The 23,021-nt window shown below is 43.8% G+C and carries 20 protein-coding genes; 5 read left to right on the forward strand and 15 right to left on the reverse strand.

The genetic code is table 11. The annotated features are described in order from the left end of the window. Positions 1–191 precede the first annotated feature (191 nt). From FTV12_RS00005 to FTV12_RS00050, 10 genes are all read right to left on the reverse strand, one after another. Positions 192–431, reverse strand: coding sequence for a hypothetical protein (locus tag FTV12_RS00005; RefSeq protein ID WP_180033322.1), 240 nt, complete (start codon positions 429–431; stop codon positions 192–194). Between the two features lie 62 nt (positions 432–493). Beyond that, positions 494–916: a hypothetical protein gene (locus tag FTV12_RS00010; protein WP_180033323.1), complete on the reverse strand. Its 423-nt coding sequence runs from the start codon at positions 914–916 to the stop codon at positions 494–496. 109 nt (positions 917–1,025) lie between these two features. Beyond that, positions 1,026–1,988: a protease SohB gene (sohB, locus tag FTV12_RS00015; RefSeq protein WP_180033324.1), complete on the reverse strand. Its 963-nt coding sequence runs from the start codon at positions 1,986–1,988 to the stop codon at positions 1,026–1,028. A gap of 138 nt (positions 1,989–2,126) precedes the next feature. Further along, positions 2,127–2,369 (reverse strand): hypothetical protein, encoded by a 243-nt coding sequence (locus FTV12_RS00020; protein ID WP_180033325.1) that lies wholly within the window; start codon positions 2,367–2,369, stop codon positions 2,127–2,129. Between the two features lie 205 nt (positions 2,370–2,574). Next, positions 2,575–3,492 (reverse strand): phosphate ABC transporter ATP-binding protein PstB, encoded by a 918-nt coding sequence (gene pstB / locus FTV12_RS00025; protein ID WP_218945654.1) that lies wholly within the window; start codon positions 3,490–3,492, stop codon positions 2,575–2,577. Positions 3,493–3,505: 13 nt separating this feature from the next. After that, positions 3,506–4,897, reverse strand: a complete 1,392-nt coding sequence (gene pstA / locus FTV12_RS00030; protein ID WP_180033326.1) for a phosphate ABC transporter permease PstA — start codon at positions 4,895–4,897, stop codon at positions 3,506–3,508. Continuing rightward, positions 4,897–6,276: a phosphate ABC transporter permease subunit PstC gene (gene pstC, locus FTV12_RS00035; protein ID WP_180033327.1), complete on the reverse strand. Its 1,380-nt coding sequence runs from the start codon at positions 6,274–6,276 to the stop codon at positions 4,897–4,899. The genes pstA and pstC overlap by 1 nt, the downstream gene beginning before the upstream one ends. Before the next feature lie 105 nt (positions 6,277–6,381). Next, positions 6,382–7,410 (reverse strand): substrate-binding domain-containing protein, encoded by a 1,029-nt coding sequence (locus FTV12_RS00040; protein WP_180033328.1) that lies wholly within the window; start codon positions 7,408–7,410, stop codon positions 6,382–6,384. Between the two features lie 194 nt (positions 7,411–7,604). After that, entirely contained in the window at positions 7,605–8,987 is a 1,383-nt protein-coding gene (locus FTV12_RS00045; RefSeq protein WP_180033329.1) for an amino acid permease, read from the reverse strand. 42 nt (positions 8,988–9,029) lie between these two features. Continuing rightward, positions 9,030–10,745, reverse strand: a complete 1,716-nt coding sequence (locus FTV12_RS00050) for an alpha-keto acid decarboxylase family protein (RefSeq protein ID WP_180033330.1) — start codon at positions 10,743–10,745, stop codon at positions 9,030–9,032. Between the two features lie 139 nt (positions 10,746–10,884). Here FTV12_RS00050 and FTV12_RS00055 point away from each other — a divergent pair, with 139 nt between their 5' ends. After that, a complete protein-coding gene (locus FTV12_RS00055; protein ID WP_034703664.1) occupies positions 10,885–11,358 on the forward strand; it encodes an Lrp/AsnC family transcriptional regulator in 474 nt (157 codons plus the stop codon). A 52-nt stretch (positions 11,359–11,410) separates the two neighbouring features. On the opposite strand, the gene FTV12_RS00060 is transcribed toward FTV12_RS00055, so the two are convergent. Next, entirely contained in the window at positions 11,411–12,841 is a 1,431-nt protein-coding gene (locus FTV12_RS00060; protein WP_180033331.1) for an aldehyde dehydrogenase family protein, read from the reverse strand. Between the two features lie 303 nt (positions 12,842–13,144). On the opposite strand from FTV12_RS00060, the gene FTV12_RS00065 reads away from it, so the two are divergent. Continuing rightward, complete coding sequence (locus tag FTV12_RS00065; RefSeq protein ID WP_180025160.1) at positions 13,145–14,197, forward strand: aromatic ring-hydroxylating dioxygenase subunit alpha; 1,053 nt, start codon at positions 13,145–13,147, stop codon at positions 14,195–14,197. Between the two features lie 86 nt (positions 14,198–14,283). On the opposite strand, the gene FTV12_RS00070 is transcribed toward FTV12_RS00065, so the two are convergent. Next, positions 14,284–15,816 (reverse strand): aspartate aminotransferase family protein, encoded by a 1,533-nt coding sequence (locus FTV12_RS00070; RefSeq protein WP_180033332.1) that lies wholly within the window; start codon positions 15,814–15,816, stop codon positions 14,284–14,286. A 3-nt stretch (positions 15,817–15,819) separates the two neighbouring features. Beyond that, positions 15,820–17,193, reverse strand: coding sequence for a diaminobutyrate--2-oxoglutarate transaminase (locus FTV12_RS00075; RefSeq protein WP_159123116.1), 1,374 nt, complete (start codon positions 17,191–17,193; stop codon positions 15,820–15,822). Between the two features lie 476 nt (positions 17,194–17,669). Between FTV12_RS00075 and FTV12_RS00080 the strand changes: the two genes are divergently transcribed. Then, entirely contained in the window at positions 17,670–18,371 is a 702-nt protein-coding gene (locus FTV12_RS00080) for an SIMPL domain-containing protein (protein ID WP_034703657.1), read from the forward strand. 167 nt (positions 18,372–18,538) lie between these two features. Next, a complete protein-coding gene (locus tag FTV12_RS00085) occupies positions 18,539–19,135 on the forward strand; it encodes a phosphatase PAP2 family protein (RefSeq protein WP_180025161.1) in 597 nt (198 codons plus the stop codon). A gap of 55 nt (positions 19,136–19,190) precedes the next feature. On the opposite strand, the gene proB is transcribed toward FTV12_RS00085, so the two are convergent. After that, positions 19,191–20,324, reverse strand: coding sequence for a glutamate 5-kinase (proB, locus tag FTV12_RS00090; protein WP_005234922.1), 1,134 nt, complete (start codon positions 20,322–20,324; stop codon positions 19,191–19,193). Between the two features lie 27 nt (positions 20,325–20,351). After that, positions 20,352–21,557 carry an Obg family GTPase CgtA gene (gene cgtA, locus FTV12_RS00095; protein ID WP_004782712.1) on the reverse strand — a complete coding sequence of 402 codons (1,206 nt, stop codon included), beginning with the start codon at positions 21,555–21,557 and terminating at the stop codon, positions 20,352–20,354. Positions 21,558–21,831: 274 nt separating this feature from the next. Here cgtA and FTV12_RS00100 point away from each other — a divergent pair, with 274 nt between their 5' ends. Beyond that, positions 21,832–23,016 (forward strand): MFS transporter, encoded by a 1,185-nt coding sequence (locus tag FTV12_RS00100; protein WP_180016737.1) that lies wholly within the window; start codon positions 21,832–21,834, stop codon positions 23,014–23,016. The last annotated feature ends 5 nt before the right edge of the window (positions 23,017–23,021 follow it).

Raw genomic sequence — 23,021 nt, forward strand, 5'->3', positions numbered from 1 at the left:
AGTGAAGGTAAAGAATGTTGAAGGGTGCAATCTAAATTTTCAGATAAAGTCATAAAAAAATGAGCGTATTTACATACACTCATTTTTACTACATTTTACTAATATTTGCTTAACTGACTGGCATTACACTAAAGTGAGCTTTTTTATTTGCTGGAATTAAAGACTTAGATTTTATATTTTCTTATTTTAAATTATGGAAGTGGGCAATATCGCTGCCAATCATCTTTCATTTTTTGCAATTCATTACCCGTCAATATCTCGCTGTAATAAATATAATAGGTGGCATCGGGATATTGAATCTCATGTCTGTACATAATTCCACGTAGAGAAACAGGCAACTCTTCTGGGAAGTCATCCGCTAAATTCAGTTCCTCAAATTCATAGTTAAAATAACAATTTTGGATTGCTAAAAATGCTTCAGCCACGATCATCTTTCTGCTCTTAATGGAAATATGCTTCATTTTAGCTGATGAGCAGTAACCATGGCTGATATTTATGAAGGTTCAATCCATTTAAACAGCTTAGATTCTGCCAAATGCGGATATTTGAACTTATCTAAATATTCAAAGCAGGCTTTTTGACCTTGAGGAATTTTCTTTAGATGCTTATCAAAAAATAGATGACGATTATATTGAGCACCATCAAAGCGGATGCTGACACGCTCAAAGTAACCACCACGACGAGCATTGAATTGGTAAAATTGAATCACGCCACAGTCCTTCGAAGGACTAACTGGTGGAGCATCTGGCTTTAAAAATGCGTAAAGTAAAAAGATTGAAGTGCCCGGAAGAAAGCTGAGCCAAAATAAAATCTTCTTCGATTCGTCAGTGGTTAATTTCGCTTCAGAATAGAGCATAAATAGCATCGGAATAAAAATGATACTGAATAAGCCGAATAGTAAAAGAAACGTGAGCATATAAATGAGAAACTTCTATAAGTCAGTTACTTATAGCACAATTTTTTGATTTTAAATCATAAAAAAAGCCCACCGAAGTGAGCTTTTAGATTCATAACTGAATAACCAATTAAAGTTTAGGATCACGCATCTGTACCAGATTTGAATTGGCTTTGGTTAATGTATCTACTACTTTATTCATCACCGCAGGGATAAAAGAATCAGCAATTTGTGCTGCTTGCAAACCTAGTTTTTCGCCCAGCGTTGGTTTTTTACGAGTCTGAATTAAATACACATCATGCTGTGGTAAGAGGTCTAACAGATATTCATCAGAAGTTTGCAGTTTATCTACCAGATTCAGATCTAGGGCATCCTGACCATACCAGTGTTCACCCGTTGCCACTTTTTCAACATTTAACTGTGGACGATATTTTTCCACGAAGTGTTTAAACAAGGCATGTGTCTGTTGCAATTCTTCTTCAAACTTGGCTTTGCCTTCTTCGGTATTTTCACCAAACATGGTCACCGTACGTTTGTATTGACCCGCAGTATAAAGTTCAAAATCGATCTTGTTTTCTTTCAGTAGACGGTTAAAGTTTGGCACCTGTGCCACTACCCCAATTGAACCCACAATCGCAAACGGCGCAGAGATCACTTCATTTGCAATACACGCCATCATATAACCGCCACTGGCTGCAACCTTATCAACACAGATGGTCACATGAAAACCCGCTTCACGTAAGCGCACCAGCTGCGCAGCTGCAAGACCATAACCATGCACCATACCACCCGGACTTTCTAAACGTACAATGATACGGTCACGACCAGCTTTCGCTGTAGATAGAATCAGGGTAATTTCTTCACGCAGGCTTTCTACCGCAGACGCAGCCATATCGCCTTTAAAATCGAGTACATAGATTTTCTGGTTAGTTTTCTTACGCGCACGCGCTTCTTTTGACAATTGTTGGCTCAATTGCAAAAGTTCCAGTTTAGATGAAGTTGTTTGCGCTATTTTTTTTCGTTGCTCATTAATGCGCGCATTCAAATGACTAATACGGATTTCAGCGGGTAATTTGGGGGTATGAAATAACATAAAAATCGGGTCTCAATTATTTATATAGGTTTTATTTTAAGATAAGGTCAAATGAATTTTTTTCAATAGAATATTGTTGTTTAATTGCTGAAACAGAGCAGTATCCATGGGGCTCTAGTAGAGCAAAAATAATTTGTACTATAAAAGATTGATGCCATGCTGATAACCTGCCCAGAGAATAACACCCAGCAATACAGCAGAATTCGCATATAAGGCTTTTTCCTGCTTTTTAAAATAGAAATTCAAACTGAGTCCATACAGCAATCCAATCAGTGTATAAAACATGCTGCCGCCTTGTAATTGATGCCACAGACCACCCATGCTTAAACTTAATGCAATCAGCAGCATCAGAAAAACTGACATCGTTTTGAGTGTTTTCATAGCGGATGCAACCTTTTCTTAACATCTATCTTTTGACAGCTCTGCCATGTCAAAGACGGCATATTCTATAAGAATTTAGGGCACAATAGGATTCGGTTTATTTTTCCACATTTCACTGATTCAATTGATATATCTTCTATTCTTTGGTTACTTTTGGATATAAAAGAAAGAGCTTTTTAGCCCTTCTTTCTTGAGATAAAACTTCTTAACCAAAACGCCCGGTAATATAGGCCTCAGTGAGCTGATGATCTGGCTGGGTAAAGACTTTCTCGGTCGAGTTGACTTCGATCAGATCACCTAAATGGAAATAAGCAGTCCGATCAGAGACTCGCGCTGCCTGCTGCATGGAGTGAGTCACAATGGCAATGGTGTATTGGGTTGAAAGCTCGGAGATCAGTTCTTCAACTTTGGCTGTTGCAATCGGATCGAGTGCTGAACAAGGTTCATCCATTAGAATCACTTCAGGAGAAACGGCAATCGTCCGTGCAATACATAAACGCTGCTGCTGACCACCCGACAGCCCCGTACCCGGCTGATTTAAACGGTCTTTGACTTCATCCCATAATCCCGCTTTACGCAAGCTGTTTTCTACAATTTCTTCCAGATCATATTTATCCCGTGCCAGACCATGCAATTTTGGCCCATAAGCGACATTGTCAAAAATCGATTTTGGAAAAGGGTTTGGCTTCTGGAACACCATCCCCACCTGCGCACGCAGCAATACCACATCCAGATTCGGATCATAAATATCCTGATGATCCAGCAACACCTTACCGGTCACACGACAGCGATCAATCGTGTCATTCATCCGGTTTAAAGTACGCAGGAATGTTGACTTACCACAACCTGAAGGACCGATAAAAGCAATCACTTCATTTTCATAGATGTTCAGATCAATGCCTTTAATTGCTTCTGTTTCACCATAGTAAACATGTACATCTGAGGTACTGATTTTGACCTGATCTGACTTTTTCGGTGCTTTGTTTTCAGCCTGAGTATCAAACTGGGAAACAAAAGCAGTCGCCGGCTTTTGGGTCACAGAATCTTGGGTAAATTGTGTATGTTGTGGATTCACAGACGGATCCTTTTCTAAGGCATTTATAGTTGGATTTGCTGTATTCATATTCTGCTCTTCCTTACCAACGGACTTCAAATTTCTTACGTAACCAGATGGCTAAGCTGTTCAGGCTGATCATCATGGCCAGAAGTACAATAATGGCTGCTGCAGTACGTCCTTCGAAGAAGTTACGTAGCTCATTGCCTTGCCACAGGAAAATTTGCACCGGCAATGCTGTGGATTGATCAAATGGTGAAGCCGGTACACTTGCGACAAAAGCACTCATCCCGATCAATAATAGCGGGGCCGTTTCACCCAGTGCTTGTGCCACACCAATAATCGCCCCCGTCAAAATACCTGGTAGTGCAAGCGGTAAAACATGGTGAAATACGGTTTGCAAGCGTGATGCACCTAAGCCTAATGCTGCCTGACGAATGGATGGCGGTACGGCTTTAAGTGATGCACGCGTAGTAATAATCACAGTCGGTAGTGTCATCAAACTTAATACCAGACCACCCACCAACGGTGCTGACAGTGGTAAATGCATCCAGCCAATAAAAATCGCTGCACCGAGTAAACCAAAGACAATGGAAGGAACTGCTGCAAGGTTATTAATATTCACTTCTACGACATCGGTAATCCAGTTCTTTGGTGCAAATTCTTCAAGATAGATGGCCGATGCTACCCCGATCGGAATCGAGATAAAGATCACGATCAGCATCATGAACAATGAGCCCATAAATGCGCCTGCGAGACCTGAGGTAGCAGGTGAACTGCGCGAGTCCGGACTGGTAAAGATATTGGTATTAAAGCTACTTTCTATGATTCCGGCAGCTTTCATATCATCCGCAAGCTGACGGACTTCAGGACTGAGCTGTTGCTGTTCATCGGGCAGATCGCGGTCAATATTGCCAGCCAGCCAGACATCAACATTGGCATCTGCCAGAATTTTTACGTCTTTGGTTTGACCGACCAGAGCCGGATTATTCAGTACCATATCCCGCAGACGATACGCTTCTGAACTGGTATATAAATAGCCCAGTTCATCACGCTGGCTTTCCAGCTTACTGTCTTTGGCAATCATGCCATTTACAATCAAGGCATCCCAGTCAACCAGACCGACCTGCATTTGCCAATCCACCATACGCTGTTCAAATTGTGCCTGGGATTCTCCCGCAGCCTGTTTAGGTTTAGGATTAATATTGACAATGGCTGGATCAAAATGAATCGGCAAGCTCATACTGCTTTGCCAGAATGCCGGCAAACCTTTGCCCAAAATACTGCCGAAAAGCACCACTACAAAAAATAAACCGGCTAATACAGCAGAAAGCCCCATGACACGAAAGGTTTTTTCTTTGCGATGACGTCGTGCCAGAGAGCTTTGAATGGTCTTCCTGCGCTTTTCACGTTGCTCAGCAGCCACAGATGGATCAATAGGCTGATCTACAGGCGTTGTATTTGAAGTACTCATTAGTCGTATTGCTCTCGATATTTACGCACGATGTACAGTGCAACAATGTTCAGCCCTAATGTAATGACAAACAGGGTAAGACCCAACGCAAAAGCCACCAGCGCCTGCGGACTGGCAAAGTCAGTATCACCCGTAAGCTGATTGACGATAGTAATGGTCACTGTTGAGACTGCTTCCAGCGGATTGGCATGCAGTTGCGGACTGTTTCCTGCTGCGAGTACCACAATCATGGTCTCACCAATGGCCCGCGATGCCGCCAGCAAAAAAGCGCCAATAATGCCGGGTAAAGCGGCTGGTAATACGACCTGACGAATCGTTTCAGATTTGGTCGCGCCCAGACCTAAAGAACCATCCCTCAAGGCACGTGGGACCTGGGTAATAATGTCGTCTGATAAAGAGGAAACAAATGGAATAATCATGATGCCCATGACGAAGCCAGCAGTAAGCGCACTGGTGGCATTAATATCAATACCGACCAAAGCACCTAGACTTTTAAGAAATGGCCCCAGAATCATTAAGGCGAAAACACCGTAGACAATCGTTGGAATTCCAGCCAAAACCTCAATGGCCGGCTTTGCCCAAGCCCGGAAGCGTGGTGATGCGTACTCGGCCAGATAAATCGCAATCATCAGTCCTAAGGGGACTGCAACAAGTAATGCAATCCCGCTGACCATCAATGTTCCCCACAGCAATGGCAATAATCCATAACTGCCTTCGGCATGACCCGTGGTGCTAAAACCCGGATCCCATTCGGTGCCAAAGAAGAAATCCAGTGGACTGACAAAGCTGAAGAATCGCATGGCTTCGCCAAACATCGACATCACAATGCCGAGTGTGGTCAGGATGGCTACTCCAGAACACAAGGCCAGCCCGATATTCATGATCTTTTCGACCTGATTCCGTGCACGAAAATTCTGGCTGATCCGTTTTTTTGCCCAGACCAGACCGGCCAAAGCCACAGAAATAACAACTGCCAGTTTGGCAAAAGTACCGATGGTAGAAAATTTAGCTAATTGTTCTGCTGCTGCAAGTTCATAAGCAGCTGGCTGATCACTGACACCGAAACCGGAAGCCAATGCCTGTACACGGTCTATGACCACACTCAGACTGGCTTGATCCAGATGAGTCAAAACATCATGAGGCAGGTGTTTAATTACGACCTGTTCCAGCAGGCTAGGTTCAACAATGTTCCATGCCATCAGAATCAAAAATGCAGGAAGTCCACACCACAAAGCTACCAGTGCGCCATAATATCCAGGACGTGAATGTAGCATCGCAGAATTATTGCCCTGACCTGCTAGTTTCCGGCTTTTACTTAATCCGATTTGATAGGCGATGGCAATTAAAGCCAGTAACACACCTATAAGTAGCAGATTCATGTATTCTCCATGGTTCTTTTCAGGATTTTAGTCTGTGAAAAAACTTGCTTGCCATGAAAAGCCGATGACAGGTCGACTGTCACCAGCATTTCCCTAAATCCTGTTTTATTTCACTACTACGGCTTTTGCAGCCTTAAAATTTGCCAGCACTGCTGCACGTTCTTTGTCTGACATTGAAATCAAGCCGGCTTTTTCTAGCTTGGAACCCTTACCCGATACCTTTTTATTCAGGAAATACTCTGTGAACTGTTGCAAACCTTTGATTGATTTCAGGTGTTCGCCTTTGACATAGAAGAACAACGGGCGAGATACTGGATAAGCCCCATTTAAAATGGTCTTTTCAGAAGGAGCAACGTTGTTGACGGTTGCTACACGTAGCTTGTCGCGGTTTTGATCGTAAAAGCCCAGGCCGAATACGCCAACAGCGCTCGGTGAGGTTTTTAAGCGTGCCAAGGTTTCAGTATAGTCACCTGAAATTTCAATGACGCGTCCATCCTTACGGAAGGTGCTACACGCCTTTTTCTTGGCATCTTTATCTAGAGACTTAATTGCAGCATACGTTTCACAGCCTGCATCCACCATCTTCTCCTGGAAGACTTCACGTGTGCCATGATTTGAAGCCGGAATCACTAAAGTGATGGGTTCATTCGGCAAAGCTGGATCAATCTGGTTCCAGCGGGTATATGGATTAGCCACCATTTTCCCTTTAGAAGGTAACTGCGCAGCTAAAGCAGCATAAACATGCTGAGGTCGTAATTTATAAGCGGCTTTATTCGAATTAGATGCAAAGACAATCCCGTCATACCCGATCTTGATTTCTAGTACCTTGTTGACACCATTCTTTTTACATTCTGCCAGTTCGGCACTTTTGATTTGACGCGAGGCATTGGCAATATCAATGGTATTGTCCCCTACACCATTACAGAACTGTTTTAGGCCGCCAGATGAACCACCTGAACCAACGACTGGTGTTTTAAACTGAGGGAAAGTATTGCCAAATTCTTCAGCGACAATACTGGCATAAGGTAAAACAGTAGAAGAACCTGCGATTTGAATAGTGTCACGTGCTGCATTCGCTGTCGTGGATGCCGCTACCCCCGCTGCAATTAAGATTGCTATATTTGTTAAGCGCATTCTGGATCTCTCTCATTTATTAAAATTTCGAGTACACCACTTTTGATTCAGTTGAGTACCTGTTTTCGATACTCACATTTTGATTTTGGAATATGACAGCCGGGTTACAGCTTTATGACGGTTTTATGATAATTAATCCGTCACCTGATCAAGACAATATAATAGAAAAAAGACCCTGTTCAGGGCCTTTTTATTTAAGTGGTGGGTTCAGTAGATTCAGGCAAGAGCACAGGTTTCCTGCGATATTTCATCACATACATCACCGTCAAAAACAGCAACCAGACCGGCACCAATGCAACAGCAATCTGCATCTCTTTGGTAAAGCTCATGATCATTAAGATCATGATGATAAATGAAATCGTCAGGTAATTACTCCAGCGGCCAAACAGGCTTGGGAATGCGGTCTTCTGCTGCTGTTCTTGCATGGCTTTTCTGAATTTCAGATGAGTCAGTGAAATCATTAGCCAGTTAATCACCAGAGCAGAAACCACCAGCAACATCAGAATACCAAAAGCTTCACCCGGCATGAGGTAATTCATTAATACACAGATACCGGAGACTGCTGCCGAGAATAGAACAGCATTCACCGGAATACCCCGGCGGTTAATTTTCTTTAAAAATGCGGGTGCATTACCTTGCTGAGCCAGACCCAACAACATACGGGTATTACAGTAAATACAACTGTTATAGACTGAAAGTGCAGCGACCAGAACTACAAAATTAAGAACATTGGCCACGCCGTGACTATTCAATGACTGGAAAATCATTACAAACGGACTACCGCCTTGCGCCACCAGATTCCATGGATAGAGACATAGCAACACACCAATGGCACCAATATAGAAAATCAGTACACGGTAGACAATTTGATTCACTGCTTTTGGAATGGTCTTTTCTGGATTTTTGGTTTCACTGGCAGCAATACCAATCAGCTCCAGCCCACCAAATGCAAACATAATCACGGCAAGTGCCATCATAAAACCCGACCAGCCCTCAGGGAAAAATCCGCCATGCTGCCACAAGTTGGTCACACTTGCCTGACTTCCTGCAGAACCGCTAAACAGCAGATAGATCCCGAATCCGATCATGCTTAAAATGGCAATGATCTTGACCATGGAAAATATAAATTCGCTCTCACCGAAGAATTTGACATTGACCAGATTGATGCCATTCATGAGCAGGAAGAATGCCAGTGCCGTGAGCCAGGTCGGAATCTCCGGCCACCAGAACTGAACAAAAGTACCGATTGCACTCAACTCAGCCATACTCACTAAGACATAGAGTACCCAATAATTCCAGCCTGAAATAAAGCCTGCTTTTTTGCCCCAGTATTTATTGGCAAAATAACTGAATGAACCACTGACCGGTTCATGCACCACCATCTCACCCAATTGGCGCATGATCAGAAATGCAATGATGCCAGCGATGGCATAGCCCAAAAGCACTGATGGGCCTGCCAGCTGAATCGTATGTGATAAACCTAAAAATAATCCTGTACCGATCGCTCCGCCTAAGGCGATTAGCTGGATATGCCGGTTGGAAAGCTGTTTTTTTAATTGATGATCTTCAACATCCATATTGTCACTCCTTGTGAACAATTTTTTTATTTCTACATTTTGCTAGATTGCCTTTTTGTAGGGAGGTGTATTCTGCTCAACCAGCTGCTTATAACCATATTCACCATAGTCATAGCGTGCCACGACTTCAGCAAACTGTTTTAAGCGTTGTGGCGCATCCATACGTGGGAGTTGCAGCTCAATCAGACATAATTCCTCAGCCTGATGAACCTGTGCGAGTGTACGCTTTAATTCTGCCGGGGTTTTCACTATATGAGCCTGATGCGGAGTATCAGCAGAAAAGACTTGGGCAAACTGGCTGTATTGCCAGTTCTGAATATCGTTGTACTTGGCATTTTCACCCATGATCAAACGTTCAATGGTATAGCCGCCATTATTTAAAATAAAAATTACGGGTTTTAAGCCTTCTCTTAATAAGGTAGAAAGCTCCTGAATGGTCAGCTGAATCGAACCATCCCCAATAAATAACAGATGACGGCGCTTCGGTGCAGCAAGCATACTGCCAAGCAAGGCAGGCAAGGTATAACCGATTGAACCCCAGATCGGTTGTACCAGATACTTGGCGGTCACTGGCAAGGTTAGTCCAGACAACCCCGCATTGGCGGTGCCCACTTCTGCCACAATCACATCATCTTCCTGTAAGAATTCAGAAATCTGCTGCCAGAGTGCAGTTTGGCTCAGCGCAGTATTTTCTTCGATCTGTTGAGTTTGTAACGATGGTTTCGGTGCAGGATTAAAAGTACGTGGTTGATCATCTAAAGTCTGTTTTGAGATAGCTTGGATCAACTGAGCTAAATCCAGTCCACTGATCATCTGCCCATCCAGACAAAGACAGGAATCCGCCAGATACAGCATATTTTGTACGGATACACGATGTGAGAAAAAGGCGGTGGCCACATCGGTAAAACGTGGCCCAATAGCGATCAGGCAATCCGACTGTTCCACCAGCTGACAGGTTGATGCTGCGCTTGCTGCACCTGCATAAACACCTGCATATAAGGGATGGCTTTCATTCATGATATTTTTGGCAGTAGACAGGCAGGTATAGGGGATTTGCATGCGCTCAGCCCAATTTTGCAGCATATCGGTAAGCTGGAAAATTTCTACTCCATTGTCAATCAGTAAGACTGGCTGACGTGCCTGTTTGATGCGTTTGGCTATTCGTGCCGCAGTTTCTTGCAGAAGTTTTGGATCACTCTGTGGACGGCTCAAATCTAGAGGCTGCTTAGGTACTTTAATCTGAAGATGGGTAATATCTGAAGGGAGCTGAATATGAACCGGTCGACGCATCAATATACATTGCTTTAATACCCGGTCAATTTCACTCACTGCATTGGCTGGAGTCAAACGTGTCTGTGCCACGGTAAATTCGCGCATGCAGTTCATGATATTGTCATAATCGCCATCAATCAGGGTATGGTGTAACAAAGCGCCCTGCTCTACGGCATGCAAAGGCGGAATACCGGAAATATGCACCATGGCAACCTGCTCGGCATATGCACCTGCAATGCCGTTAATCGCGCTTAGATCGCCCACACCATAAGTGGTCAGTAAAGCGCCGACACCATGCAGACGTGCATAACCATCTGCTGCATAAGCTGCATTTAGCTCATTACAGTTACCGATAAATTCCAGTTTTGGATCAATTTCAATCTGTTCTAAATAGGAGAGATTAAAGTCACCTGGCACACCAAAAATATACTGAATTCCTAGTTCTTGCAGGCGCTGATTAAGGTACTGACCAATTTCCATAAACATTATTATTTTCCCTATCACTTATTATGCTTCAATTACAGAATATTGCATTTCATTTTCTGATTTCGTGCATAATGCAAGTCACAATGATTTAAAAATACATAGAACGTGTATCGAATAAGGATTCAATGCAATGGATGCAATGGATAAATTTGACTGGAAAATCATCCAGGCTTTGCAAAAAAATGGGCGCCTGACGAATCAGGAAATCGGAGATTTAATCGGTTTGTCAGCCTCTCAATGTTCTAGACGGCGTCAGCTGCTGGAGCAAAAAGGAATTATTTTGGGTTATAGCGCCTGCATTCATCCTGAAGCTTTGGGAATTGCAGTTTTGGCTATGGTACAGGTCAATCTCAAAACACATGACGCAGCAGCCAAGATCGCTTTTCAACAATTGATTGAAGAAGAAGAAGCTATTCAGGAAGCTTTTTCTTTAAGTGGTGATGCAGATTTCATGTTAAAAGTAGGTGCCAAAAATCTGGAAATGCTGGCAAATTTTGTGACTGAAAAATTACTAAGCTGTAATTTTATCGGCCATATCAAATCTTATATTGTCTTAAATAAATTCAAGCAATTACATTTTGATTTTCAGGCTGCCCGCCCTTTATTACGTTGATATATTTTAAGTAAAAGAAAAAAGCTCAAGTTAAACTTGAGCTTTTTTTGATTTAATTTTTATTGATATGAACAACCTGTTGAATCGTATTTTCGAGCAGCCCACTCAGTCCGAACTGGGCACCGATGCCCGAATGCTTCCATCCACCAAAAGGTACATGCGGGAAAATCTCACCATGCGTATTGATCCATGCCGTACCACAACTCAGTCGCTGTGCAAACTGTTGTGCCTGCTCTAGATCGGATGACCAGATCGAGCCGCCTAAACCAAAATCTGTATTGTTAGCTTTAGTCAGTACTTCTTCAATATCGTGATAACGGATCAAAGGTAATACCGGGCCAAACTGCTCTTCCTGCACCAGACGACTATCTGGGTTCACATTGGTCACGATCGTCGGTGCAATAAAATAGCCTGTATCCGGTAGATTCTGACCAGATGTCATAACTATTGCCCCTTCATCACGGGCTTCCTGAATCATGGCCTGAACTTTTTGGTATTGCTTGATGTTTTGCACTGGACCAAAAGTAGTCGTCTCGGCTAAACCATCGCCCAGAGACTGTTGCTGTGCGACTTTCACTAATTCCTGTACCAGTGCATCATACTGACTGTCATGCACATACAGGCGTTTCAATGCTGCACAGGTCTGACCCATGTTGATAAAAGCTCCATTAAAGATTCGGGTTGCCATTGCCTGGATATCGGTATCTGGCAAAACAATGCCTGCATCATTGCCACCAAGTTCCAGTGTCAGATGTTTGAAAGTCGCGGCTGCATTTTGCATGATTCTTTGCCCAGTCGCAGTTGAACCGGTAAATACCACTTTGGCAATTGCAGGGTGACTGGTCAGATTGGCACCGACCTCACCGCCTCCTGTAAGTATAGAGACCACTCCAGGTGCAACCTCTTGCTGAATCAGCTCACCGAGTCGAAGTGTCGACAATGGGGTAAATTCTGAAGGTTTATTGATCACCACGTTGCCAGCGCGAATTGCCGGCATGATATGCCAGACAGCAATCATTAAAGGCCAGTTCCATGGAGTAACCGATGCTACAACTCCTAAAGGCCGATGATAAAGTTCGATCCGCTTATTAGCATCATCCTGTAAGATTTCAGTTTCAATCTTGAGTTCTGCCTGATAGCGGGTCCAGGCAATGGCCCCACCGACTTCAAATTCAGCCAGTGCATAAGGTTTGCCCTGCTCCTGCACCACTAAACGCGCTAACTCTTCCCGATGTTCTTCAATACGATCTGCAATACGATGCAGGATTGACTGTCGCGTTGCATCATCCGTATTTTTCCAGTGTTGAAATGCCTGCTCGGCACTACGGATGGTATCTTCAATTTGTGCTTCCGAGGGAGAGGAACATAGGGCCAATACCTGCTCATCAGCAGGATTGATCACTACAAAACTTTCGGCAGCGCCTTGTACCATTTTTCCTTGAATAATACAGCCAACGGGTTGGGATACATGCAAATTAGTCATCTCTTCATCCTGAATCAGATATTTTTGTTGTTCCCTGACATTAGCTGATTTTGTCTGAATGGAGCTTGCATATCACATTAGGCATAAAGTCCTGAATGCACATTTTGTGCATGGAAAATAGAAGAATCATCTTTCGGGATGCTTTTTTGGAACTTTAAATATTGCTTCCTTTAATTTTTTGCCTATAGCTCATTCTTCCTTACATCCTGTTCGAATTTATGCAACAGGATGTCCTGATCTTTGAAATTTCGTAGAACATCACATTGGCCTATATTGGAAATAAAGAATCACAGTGATAGCGTCATGAATAGCACAACCATTCCAGTTTTCAATCCCGATTTACCGATTCACATGACATTTGAAGAACATGACTGGCATCTCCTGGCTCAATATTGGTATCCAGTGGCCTTAGCCCGTGATGTCTCTGAACAGCCGCTAGGGACAATGTTGTTAGATATGCCACTGGTCATTTACAAGATGCAGGATGAACTAGTTGTGGCCAAAGATGCCTGTCCGCATCGTGGTGTGCCTTTAAGTCTGGGAAAAAATGATGGTCAAGGCATCGTCTGTCCTTATCATGGCTTGCGTTTTGGTACACAAGGTAAATGCAACCGTATCCCTGCCCATCCACAGCATAAAATTTCAGATCGGTTTCATTTACGGACCTATGCCGCGGTTGAACGTTATGGTCTGATCTGGTGTTCACTGACAGCTGACAAAGATGCTGAACCGAATATTCCAATGATGCCTTATTGGAATGATGCAGATTATCAGCAACTGGTTTGCCCACAAGTCGACATCAAATGTTTTGCTGGCAGACAGCTAGAAGGCTTTATTGATGTAGCCCATTTTGCCTGGGTACATCCGGATACCTTTGGTGATCCGAATGATGTCGAAGTCCCGGATTACACCACAACGGAAACTCAATATGGTTTTAATGCCGACTATATCAGCAGTGTCGGCCGTTATCCGATTGGGTTAGATCAGCGCGGTCAGGAAGATTTTAAATGGCTACGGCATTTTGAAATTAGTCTGCCCTTTACCGCAACCCTGACCATCCATTTCCCTAATGATGCCAAACAGGTGATTATGAATGCTGCTTCACCGATGACCGCCCGTCAGACCCGACTGTTTGCTCCTATCTGTCGTAATTATGATAAAGACTTACCCGTTGAAGAAGCCTACGATTTTAATCTGAAGATTTTTGAAGAAGATCGCCTGATTGTCGAAAACCAGAAGCCTGAGTTTTTACCGCTAGACTTATCTCTGGAAGCACATTTCCCGGCAGATCGCAGCTCCAGTATGTACCGTAAACTGTTAAGGAAAAAAGGCTTTAATCCTTTATTTGCAGCTTAATCACCTTGAAGCTGATGATCTATATATGGATCAAAACCCAATAAAAAAGGAGATCATCTAGATCTCCTTTTTTCACCTGCAACCGCTTATGCGATTGGCGGTGTATAAGTACCATCAGCAATTGAATCTTTGATACGGTCCGCTTCTGCAAGCACAAGTGCCAACAGGTTCTTCACGTTTTCAAGCGTTGCAACCGGGCTTAAAGTCGTCATTTTCAGAGATTGAACCTGACCGACTTTAGTGACACCAATGTTCGCTTCACCACGCGCAAACAGTTCATCCGCGACGTTCTGATTCAAGGCATCGACAAACTCAGCTGGATAGCCTGCTGGAACCACACGGAACAATACCGATGCAAATTGTGGCTCAACCAGAAGTTCCAGACCATCAGTTGCCTTGATGTAATCTGCGACTTCACGAGTCAATTTCACGCCATGGTCGATCATCGAACCATAAAGCTCTTCACCCAACGCTTCTACAGTCATCCACAATTTCAACGCGTCGAAACGACGAGTGGTTTGTAGCGACTTCGACACCAGGTTAGGTACACCGTGCTCTTCGTCATAAGCAGAGTTCAGATATTCTGCTTCGTAGTGCATGAAACGATAGTTCGCTTCATCTTTCAGCAAGAACGCACCACATGAAATCGTCTGGAAGTAATGCTTATGGAAATCCAGTGTCACAGAATCAGACAGCTCGATACCATCCAACATAGAACGATAGTCATTCGACAGGATCAGTGCCCCACCCCATGCTGCGTCGATGTGCATCCACGCGCCATACTTATTGGTGATTTCACGAATCTGTTTGAGGGGATCAATTGCACCAGCATCAGTTGTACCAGCAGTTGCCACCACACATGCCACGATCTTGCCTTCAGACTGAAGATGTGCCATGGTTTTTTCCAGAGCATCAACATCCATCTGCGCATTTTCGTTCACAGGAACAGTCACAACGGACTGGAAGCCCATGCCCATCATCGCCATGTTCTTTTGCACAGAGAAATGCGCATTTTCAGAACAGATGACTTTGACGTTACGCATTGCATCCGCTGGGATACCATCACGCTGAACCGACCACGGATTACCGTTTTCATCTTTCCAGTTTTTTGCGATACAGGCATCACGCGCCAGCAATACGCCCATCAGGTTGGATTGTGTACCACCAGAAGTGAATACACCCGCCTGACCTGAACCATAGCCAACTTTCTGACGTAGCCAGTCAATTAGCTGCACTTCCATCAAAGAACCCGCTGGGCTTTGATCCCAAGAGTCCATTGACTGGTTAGTGGCATTAATCAACACTTCCGCGATCTGGCTAGTGACCATCGTTGGGCAATGCAAATGCGCTAAAGAATGCGGGTGATGTACTTTCAAGCTCTTGTTGAGGAATAGCTCAACCATACGCTCTAAAGACTTTTGTACGCCCAGACCTTCTTTAGAAGGATTGAAAGCAATTACGCTACGCAATTCCTTGATGCTACCGCCAGTATACATCTTGTCGTTTTGCAACCATGCTGCAACCGCTTTGGTCGCCTGATCCATCGCCGACTCATAGTCAGCGATAGATGCAGCATCATTGCAGAGTAACGCTTTACGGTGTTCTGCAAAATCTACCATGAATTATGCGCCTCGAACTGCGACTAGAGCTTCAGCAACCGCTTTCTTGAAGCGAACCAGAACTTCTTCACACTCAGCTTGAGTGATGATCAATGGGCAAAGTAAACGGATCACTGTACCGTTACGACCACCTTTTTCCAGCAACAGTTTGTTGTTGAAACAAGCGGTTTGAATTGCTGCAGCCAATTGGCCATCAGCAGGGAAAGAACCCATATGGTCTGCTGGTTTACGCTCGTCGACGATTTCAACACCGATCATCAGACCGCGACCACGTACGTTACCAATACATGGGAATTCAGCCGCCAGTTTTTTCAGTTCAGCTTGCAGGAAATCACCACGTTCTTGTGCATTTTGCGCAAGATTTTGTTCTTTAATGGTTTGTAGCGTCGCAAGACCTGTACCCATTGCCAGCTGGTTACCACGGAAAGTACCGGTATGGCCAGCAGGTTGCCATGCATCGAACTTACGTTTAATACCCAGTACTGCAAGTGGCAAGCTACCGCCAACGGCTTTAGACATTACAACCACATCAGGTTCGATACCAGCATGTTCGAATGCGAACATTTTGCCTGAACGCGCAAAGCCTGCTTGAACTTCGTCAAGAATCAACACAATGTTGTGTTTTTCAGTCACTTCACGGATTTTCTGCAACCATTTTACAGGTGCTGTTACCACCCCACCTTCACCTTGAATCGCTTCAAGAATCACAGCTGCTGGCTTGGTTACACCGCTTTCGACATCTTCAATGAAGTTTTCGAAATAATAAGTCAAAGCATCAACGCCCGCTTCACCGCCTAGACCCAATGGGCAACGGTATTCATGCGGATATGGCATGAATTGAACGCCTGGCATTAAACCATTCACTGAGTTCTTCGCAGACAGGTTACCTGTCATTGCCAAAGAACCGTGAGTCATACCGTGATAGCCACCAGAGAAGCTGATCACTGAACTACGGCCAGTAAAGGTTTTAGCAAGTTTAATCGCTGCTTCAGTCGCATCTGCACCAGATGGCCCACAGAACTGTAAGCAATATTCTTCTTTACCACCTGGCAGGTAAGCAAGAAGTGCCTCAGTAAAAGCATCTTTTAAAGGAGTGGTGAGATCCAGCGTATGCAATGGAAGACCGCTTGCAAGTGTGTCCTGGATACTTTGAATGACCGCAGGGTGATTATGGCCTAATGCCAATGTCCCTGCCCCAGCTAAACAATCAAGGTACTCCGTACCTTCAACATCGGTAACCCAGCAACCTTGTGCTTTCGCTATCGCTAACGGTAATTTACGTGGATAACTACGCACATTCGATTCCATCTGACTTTGGCGAGTCAAGTAGTATTCGTTTGTGGAATTGGTGGCAGGATTTACAGAAGAAACGCTCATATCGAATTACCATCTCTGATATGGGTTGAAAGAAATAAGTCTGGTGACTTGCGGTCGTTTGACTCGGTGCTTTATATAATCTAGTTAGACAATTTTCTATTCAGTAACTAGGAGAGGCGGATGATACAGTTTTTTTCAGGAAAATAAACAACTTTTAGTATCAATTTGCCTCGGCTGTTATTGAAAAAATATATCAAAAAATGTTGCTGTCTAAATTATCAACTTTATGCATGGCAATGACAAGGAACCCTAAACATTTTATGCAATTTTGTTGTCATGAATACAACAGTGTAATTATCAAACAATTATCTCAATAAGTATATAATTTTTATCACATTTAGTTTCTATATACCTATAATAAATAAAATATATTTTTAACAATCCAACGACAATAATTTCGGAATATCAACACATTTCCACCTTAGTATTTTATGATCAGCACAAGGCCAACAATTCCACTAAAACAGGACAACAAAATGCGTCTTTCTTCTTTTTCAGCGCTTGCTTTGCTCGGCGCATTATCTTCTGCCGCTTTCGCAGCTCCTGAAGAAACCTTGAATTATAATGTGGTGAATATCTCGGCAGAAGCCAGCCGCGATATTTCCAATGACCTGATGAATGCCAATTTATTTGTTGAAAAATCTAATAAACAGCCGGCTGAGCTGGCAGCACAAATCAACCAGTTGATGACGCAGGCCATTAATACTGCTAAAAAATATCCTACGGTAAAAATTGAAACCGGTTCACAGCATACCTATCCAGTCTATGACAACGACAACCGCAAGTTAAGAGAATGGCGTGCTCGTGCGCAGGTACGGATTGAATCGACTGACTTTAAAGCCGCCTCGCAACTGATTGCTGAGCTACAGCAAAACTTCCAGACTGAATCGATTAACTTCACAGTATCTGAAGCAAAACGCAAGAAAGTAGAAAACGAGCTGATGCTTGAAGCTTCGAAAAACTTCCAGCAACGTGCGCAAAGTCTGGCTCAAGCCTGGAACAAACCAGGCTATCAACTGGTGAATCTGAATATCAACACCAATAATTCGGGTTATCCACCTGTGCCACGCATGGCGATGGCCAAATCTGCTTATGCCGAAGCAGTTCCAGAACAGGAAATGGCAGCGGGTGAATCCAAAATGACCGTCAATGCCAATGGTTCTATTCAGTTTAAATAAGTCTTAATGAAATTGTTCAGATGTTTAAAAACCACCCTTTTGGGTGGTTTTTAAACACTTGAATATTCTGTGAAAAATCAATGCTACAAATTCATACAAACTCAGATATGAATTGAGCTTTGATCGGTTTAGAGTAACGGACATTTGTGTCAGCCCTCTCTCTCCTCATGTCACTCGATCAACTAAACCTGTATCTGTTTCATCTTCTCAATGTACCTGACCAAGCCTCGATCTGGATGATTAACTATGCCAGTCTGATAGCGCATGATCTGGTGTATGTATTTCTGCTGATTTTTGCTATTACCTGGCTGCGTGGCAGTCGTGAAATCAAAACAGGGATTATTAAAGCTGCGATCTTCACAGCAATCACCTTGTCGATTAGCGAGGTATTATCTGCCGTTCTAAACACACCCCGCCCTTTTGTCATGGAGGTTGGTCAAACCCTGATTGAGCACGCACCTACAGGTTCATTCCCAAGCAATCATATGAGTATTTTTAGCGGGATTGCCTTTGCCTATTATTTCTCAGCACAACGTGATTTGGGTCGAATCCTGCTCTGGACTGCTTGGCTTGTCGCTTGGTCGCGGGTTTATGTGGGTGTACATTTTCCGATTGATATGATGGGAGCATTCCTGATTGCTTTAGCAGTCAATCTTGCTGGCTTACCGCTCTGGTGGAAATATGAGAATAAAATCATGAGCTTTATTTTCAGCATTCATCAATTCCTGTTTAAGCCTTTTATTCGGATGGGCTGGGTGAAGTAAATTTCCAGACATAAAAAATCCCGCTCGAAAGCGGGATTTTTTTAATCTTAATAATTTAGTAAATTGCCATATGATTACGGTGAATCATCTCTAAAGAACGCGCTTCACCCAAGACCTGATGCACTTTATCTGATGCCAGACCTTTGACAATTTCCGCTGAACGCGAACTGAAGTTGACACGTCCTACAGCAATACGGTGACCTTGTCGATCGACACATTCCACTACATCACCACGGTCAAAATGTCCTTCTACCGCTTTGACACCGACAGGCAACAAGCTACGGTGATTTTCTTTGATGGCTTTAACCGCACCATCATCAATCACCAAACGACCTGCAGTTTGCAGATGCGCTGCTAACCATTGCTGATGTGCAGTCATGCGATCATCATCAGTGATAAAAAGTGTACCCAACATTTCACCTGCCATTAGGCGCGATAAAACATTGTCGCTATCACCACTAGCGATCAGCGTTGGACAACCAGATTTTGCAGCCAGACGTGCAGCACGGACTTTGGTCAGCATACCGCCACGACCAAATTTTCCGCCGCCGCCTGCCATATCAAACAGGCTTTCATCCATGGCACGCACGGTATGGAACAGTTTGGCATCCGGATTAGAACGTGGATCCGAGTCAAACATGCCTTCCTGATCAGTCAGGATAATCAGCAGATCTGCGTGAACTTGTCCCGCCACCATCGCAGCTAAGGTATCGTTATCACCAAAGCGAATTTCGTCAGTAGAAACCGTGTCATTTTCATTAATGACCGGAATCACATGCCAATCAATCAGGTGCTGCAAAGCATCACAAGAGTTGAGATAGCGACGACGGTCTGCCAGGTCATCATGAGTCAATAACACCTGAGCAGTTTGAATGCTGTGTTTTTCCAGCACACTTGACCAGGTCTGGATTAAACCCATCTGACCAATGGCAGCACAAGCCTGAAGACTGGGTAGATCGGTGGGTCGATTCTCAAGTTTCATTCGAACCATACCTTCAGCCACAGCTCCGGAAGAAACGAGAATAATCTCGTGTCCGGCATTGTGTAGATCCGCGATTTGTCCCGCCCAATGCGAGATAGCATCTAAATCTAAACCTTGCCCGTTTGCTGTGAGTAAAGATGATCCGATTTTAACAACGATTCGTTTACAACCCTTGAGCTGACGTTGCCCATCTACCACTTCTATCATCTTGTCCTCAGACTTATCTTTAAAAGATTAACGTACGTAATATACTTCTACGTCGCTGTCGTCATCATCTTCATCATCAAAGTCATCGCCGCCCAGACGTTGAGCGCGACGCATTTCACGATAAGCTTCTTTCGCAGCAATCGTTTGTTCACGTGTTTCAGCTTCAAGCTGATCACGGAATTCTTTCATCTCTGCTGCGTATTCAGGATCTTCAACTTCGCGTTCGCGTTGCTGCTCGATTTGATCCATCAGGTAATACACCACATCCTTAGTTCCTTCAGCCGTTAAGCCTGAAGTTTTAAAGACAGGACCTTCCCACTGCAATTCTTCAAGAATGTGATTACACCATTCATCGCGAGTATCTACAGCAAGCTGATCGACCTTATTCAGAACCAATACCACCGGTAATTTTGAAAGTGTTGGGGAGAATTTTTGCAACTCATTCAAAATCGCTTTGGCATTGTAAGCTGGATCTGAACCGTCAATCGGTTGAACATCGACAATGTGAAGCAGAATACGGGTACGTGCCAAATGTTTCAGGAAGCGAATCCCGAGACCTGCACCTTCTGCCGCACCTTCGATCAGACCTGGAATATCCGCCATTACAAATGAACGGTGACGATCCGCATCCACTACACCCAGATTAGGTACCATGGTCGTAAACGGATAATCTGCCACTTTTGGTTTTGCTGCAGAGACTGCACGGATAAAGGTTGATTTACCTGCGTTTGGCATGCCAAGCAAGCCCACATCAGCCAGTACTTTCAGCTCAAGACGGATTTCACGGAATTCGCCTTTGGTACCATGCGTACATTTACGCGGAGAACGGTTGGTTGATGATTTGAAGTGCGTATTACCCAAACCACCTTGGCCGCCATGTGCCACTAATACTTTCTGGCCGTCTTCAACCAGATCGCCAATAATATCGCCAGATTCTGAATCGACGATAGTTGTTCCCACAGGAACTTTTAAAATAACTGATTCGCCACCACGACCAGCACAGTTTGCGCCAGCACCGTTTTTACCACGTTCAGCGCGAAATTTACGGGTATAACGATAATCTACAAGGGTACTCGTGTCGTCGTCAGCCTGAATATAAATGCTGCCGCCACGACCACCATCACCACCATCTGGACCACCAAATGGTACGAACTTTTCACGGCGAAAACTGGCTACGCCATTGCCACCGTCGCCAGCCTCTACGGTAATGACTGCTTCATCAACAAAGCGCATAATGCCAATCCTCTAAAAACTTTAAAAACCGCCTATTCTGCCATATTTTAAAGCATTTCTCGACTACATTTATGCACTATTCCATGAAGATCGCTCATTTCAAGGGTAATTTCATTCAGCTTGTCTCAAAATACAAAACCGTCTGAAAAATATTCAGACCTATAAAAATTCAAAATATAGTTTTTAAAGCTTAATTGATCGTTTTTTATTATTTCTGATTTGGCATCGAGCTGCCTATAGTGCTCAACGTCGAAAAAGAGCCCATGGTATAGCTATGACCACAGAAAAGAATTCTGTCAGCCCATTGTCATCACAATTTGTATTACTTATGGCAATGGCATGTGGTCTCTGTGCCGGATCAGCTTATTTTAATCAGCCCTTAATCTATTCAATCGAGGAAAGTTTAGGAATTACAACCAGTCAGGCTGGCTTAACGGTAGTAATCGCCCAGATTGGATACGTACTGGGCTTAATGCTGTTAGTACCATTGGGAGATTTCTTGAATAAACGTAAGCTGATTGTCAGTCTGATGGTCTTTGCAGCCATTTCGCAGATTCTGCTTTCATTCAGCACGACTTTATCAACGCTTTATGTGTTTACCTTATGTGCGACATTTGGCGCAATCTCGGCTCAGGTTTTAATCCCTTTTGCTTCTACGATTAGTCCATCTGAATCCAGTGCTACCATTGTCGGTAAACTGATGAGTGGCTTGGTGATGGGCATCATTCTGTCGCGGACTTTTGCTGGCTTTGTTTCGACCTACTGGTCTTGGGAAGGTGTTTACTTATTTAGTGGAATCATTACCCTGCTTTTTGCCACTCTCATGTGGAGAAAACTACCGGATACTCAACCGCAGGCGGGTTTGACCATTGGCAGTATCTATCGCTCTTTATTTGTCATCGCTAAGCAGAACCCGCATCTGATTCGTCGTGCCTGCGCAGGTGCTTTAGGCTTCGGTATTCTATCTATGGTCTTTACTTCCATGACCTTCGTACTAGGTAGCGCACCTTACCATTTCACTGATTTTGAAATTGGCCTGTTTGGCTTACTCGGTGTGATTGGAATTTATTCATCAAGCTGGTCAGGCAAAACCGTAGGACAAGGCAGAGAAAATCTGGTCGCCAAGCTATGTATTGCTTTAATGCTCAGCTCTACACTGCCCTTATATTTTGCCCAGCAGAATATTGTGATCTATGCGATTGGCGTATTGATGGCTTATTTTGGCCTGACCGCATTCCATGTATTAAATCAGAATCTGGTTTATCGGATTGACCTGAAATCACGTTCCAGAATTAATGCAGTATATATGACCATTTATTTTAGTGGTGCAGCTTTAGGCTCACTCGGTGCGGTTTATGCCTGGGAGCACTTTGAATGGGTTGGTTGTGTGGTACTTGGCCTTGTTTTCTCGATTGGGATTTTGCTGATTGATCGGTGGGATTTTAAGAGGATGGAATAATTTTA

The organism is Acinetobacter sp. YH12233, assembly GCF_013417725.1.
Classification (GTDB): Bacteria; Pseudomonadota; Gammaproteobacteria; order Pseudomonadales; family Moraxellaceae; genus Acinetobacter.

Coding starts and splice junctions, on each gene's coding strand:
- FTV12_RS00005 (WP_180033322.1), bottom strand. CDS start 431: ATGATCGTGGCTGAAGCATTTTTAGCAATCCAAAATTGTTATTTTAAC.
- FTV12_RS00010 (WP_180033323.1), bottom strand. CDS start 916: ATGCTCACGTTTCTTTTACTATTCGGCTTATTCAGTATCATTTTTATT.
- sohB (WP_180033324.1), bottom strand. CDS start 1,988: ATGTTATTTCATACCCCCAAATTACCCGCTGAAATCCGTATTAGTCAT.
- FTV12_RS00020 (WP_180033325.1), bottom strand. CDS start 2,369: ATGAAAACACTCAAAACGATGTCAGTTTTTCTGATGCTGCTGATTGCA.
- pstB (WP_218945654.1), bottom strand. CDS start 3,492: ATGAATACAGCAAATCCAACTATAAATGCCTTAGAAAAGGATCCGTCT.
- pstA (WP_180033326.1), bottom strand. CDS start 4,897: ATGAGTACTTCAAATACAACGCCTGTAGATCAGCCTATTGATCCATCT.
- pstC (WP_180033327.1), bottom strand. CDS start 6,276: ATGAATCTGCTACTTATAGGTGTGTTACTGGCTTTAATTGCCATCGCC.
- FTV12_RS00040 (WP_180033328.1), bottom strand. CDS start 7,410: ATGCGCTTAACAAATATAGCAATCTTAATTGCAGCGGGGGTAGCGGCA.
- FTV12_RS00045 (WP_180033329.1), bottom strand. CDS start 8,987: ATGGATGTTGAAGATCATCAATTAAAAAAACAGCTTTCCAACCGGCAT.
- FTV12_RS00050 (WP_180033330.1), bottom strand. CDS start 10,745: ATGTTTATGGAAATTGGTCAGTACCTTAATCAGCGCCTGCAAGAACTA.
- FTV12_RS00055 (WP_034703664.1), top strand. CDS start 10,885: ATGGATAAATTTGACTGGAAAATCATCCAGGCTTTGCAAAAAAATGGG.
- FTV12_RS00060 (WP_180033331.1), bottom strand. CDS start 12,841: ATGACTAATTTGCATGTATCCCAACCCGTTGGCTGTATTATTCAAGGA.
- FTV12_RS00065 (WP_180025160.1), top strand. CDS start 13,145: ATGAATAGCACAACCATTCCAGTTTTCAATCCCGATTTACCGATTCAC.
- FTV12_RS00070 (WP_180033332.1), bottom strand. CDS start 15,816: ATGGTAGATTTTGCAGAACACCGTAAAGCGTTACTCTGCAATGATGCT.
- FTV12_RS00075 (WP_159123116.1), bottom strand. CDS start 17,193: ATGAGCGTTTCTTCTGTAAATCCTGCCACCAATTCCACAAACGAATAC.
- FTV12_RS00080 (WP_034703657.1), top strand. CDS start 17,670: ATGCGTCTTTCTTCTTTTTCAGCGCTTGCTTTGCTCGGCGCATTATCT.
- FTV12_RS00085 (WP_180025161.1), top strand. CDS start 18,539: ATGTCACTCGATCAACTAAACCTGTATCTGTTTCATCTTCTCAATGTA.
- proB (WP_005234922.1), bottom strand. CDS start 20,324: ATGATAGAAGTGGTAGATGGGCAACGTCAGCTCAAGGGTTGTAAACGA.
- cgtA (WP_004782712.1), bottom strand. CDS start 21,557: ATGCGCTTTGTTGATGAAGCAGTCATTACCGTAGAGGCTGGCGACGGT.
- FTV12_RS00100 (WP_180016737.1), top strand. CDS start 21,832: ATGACCACAGAAAAGAATTCTGTCAGCCCATTGTCATCACAATTTGTA.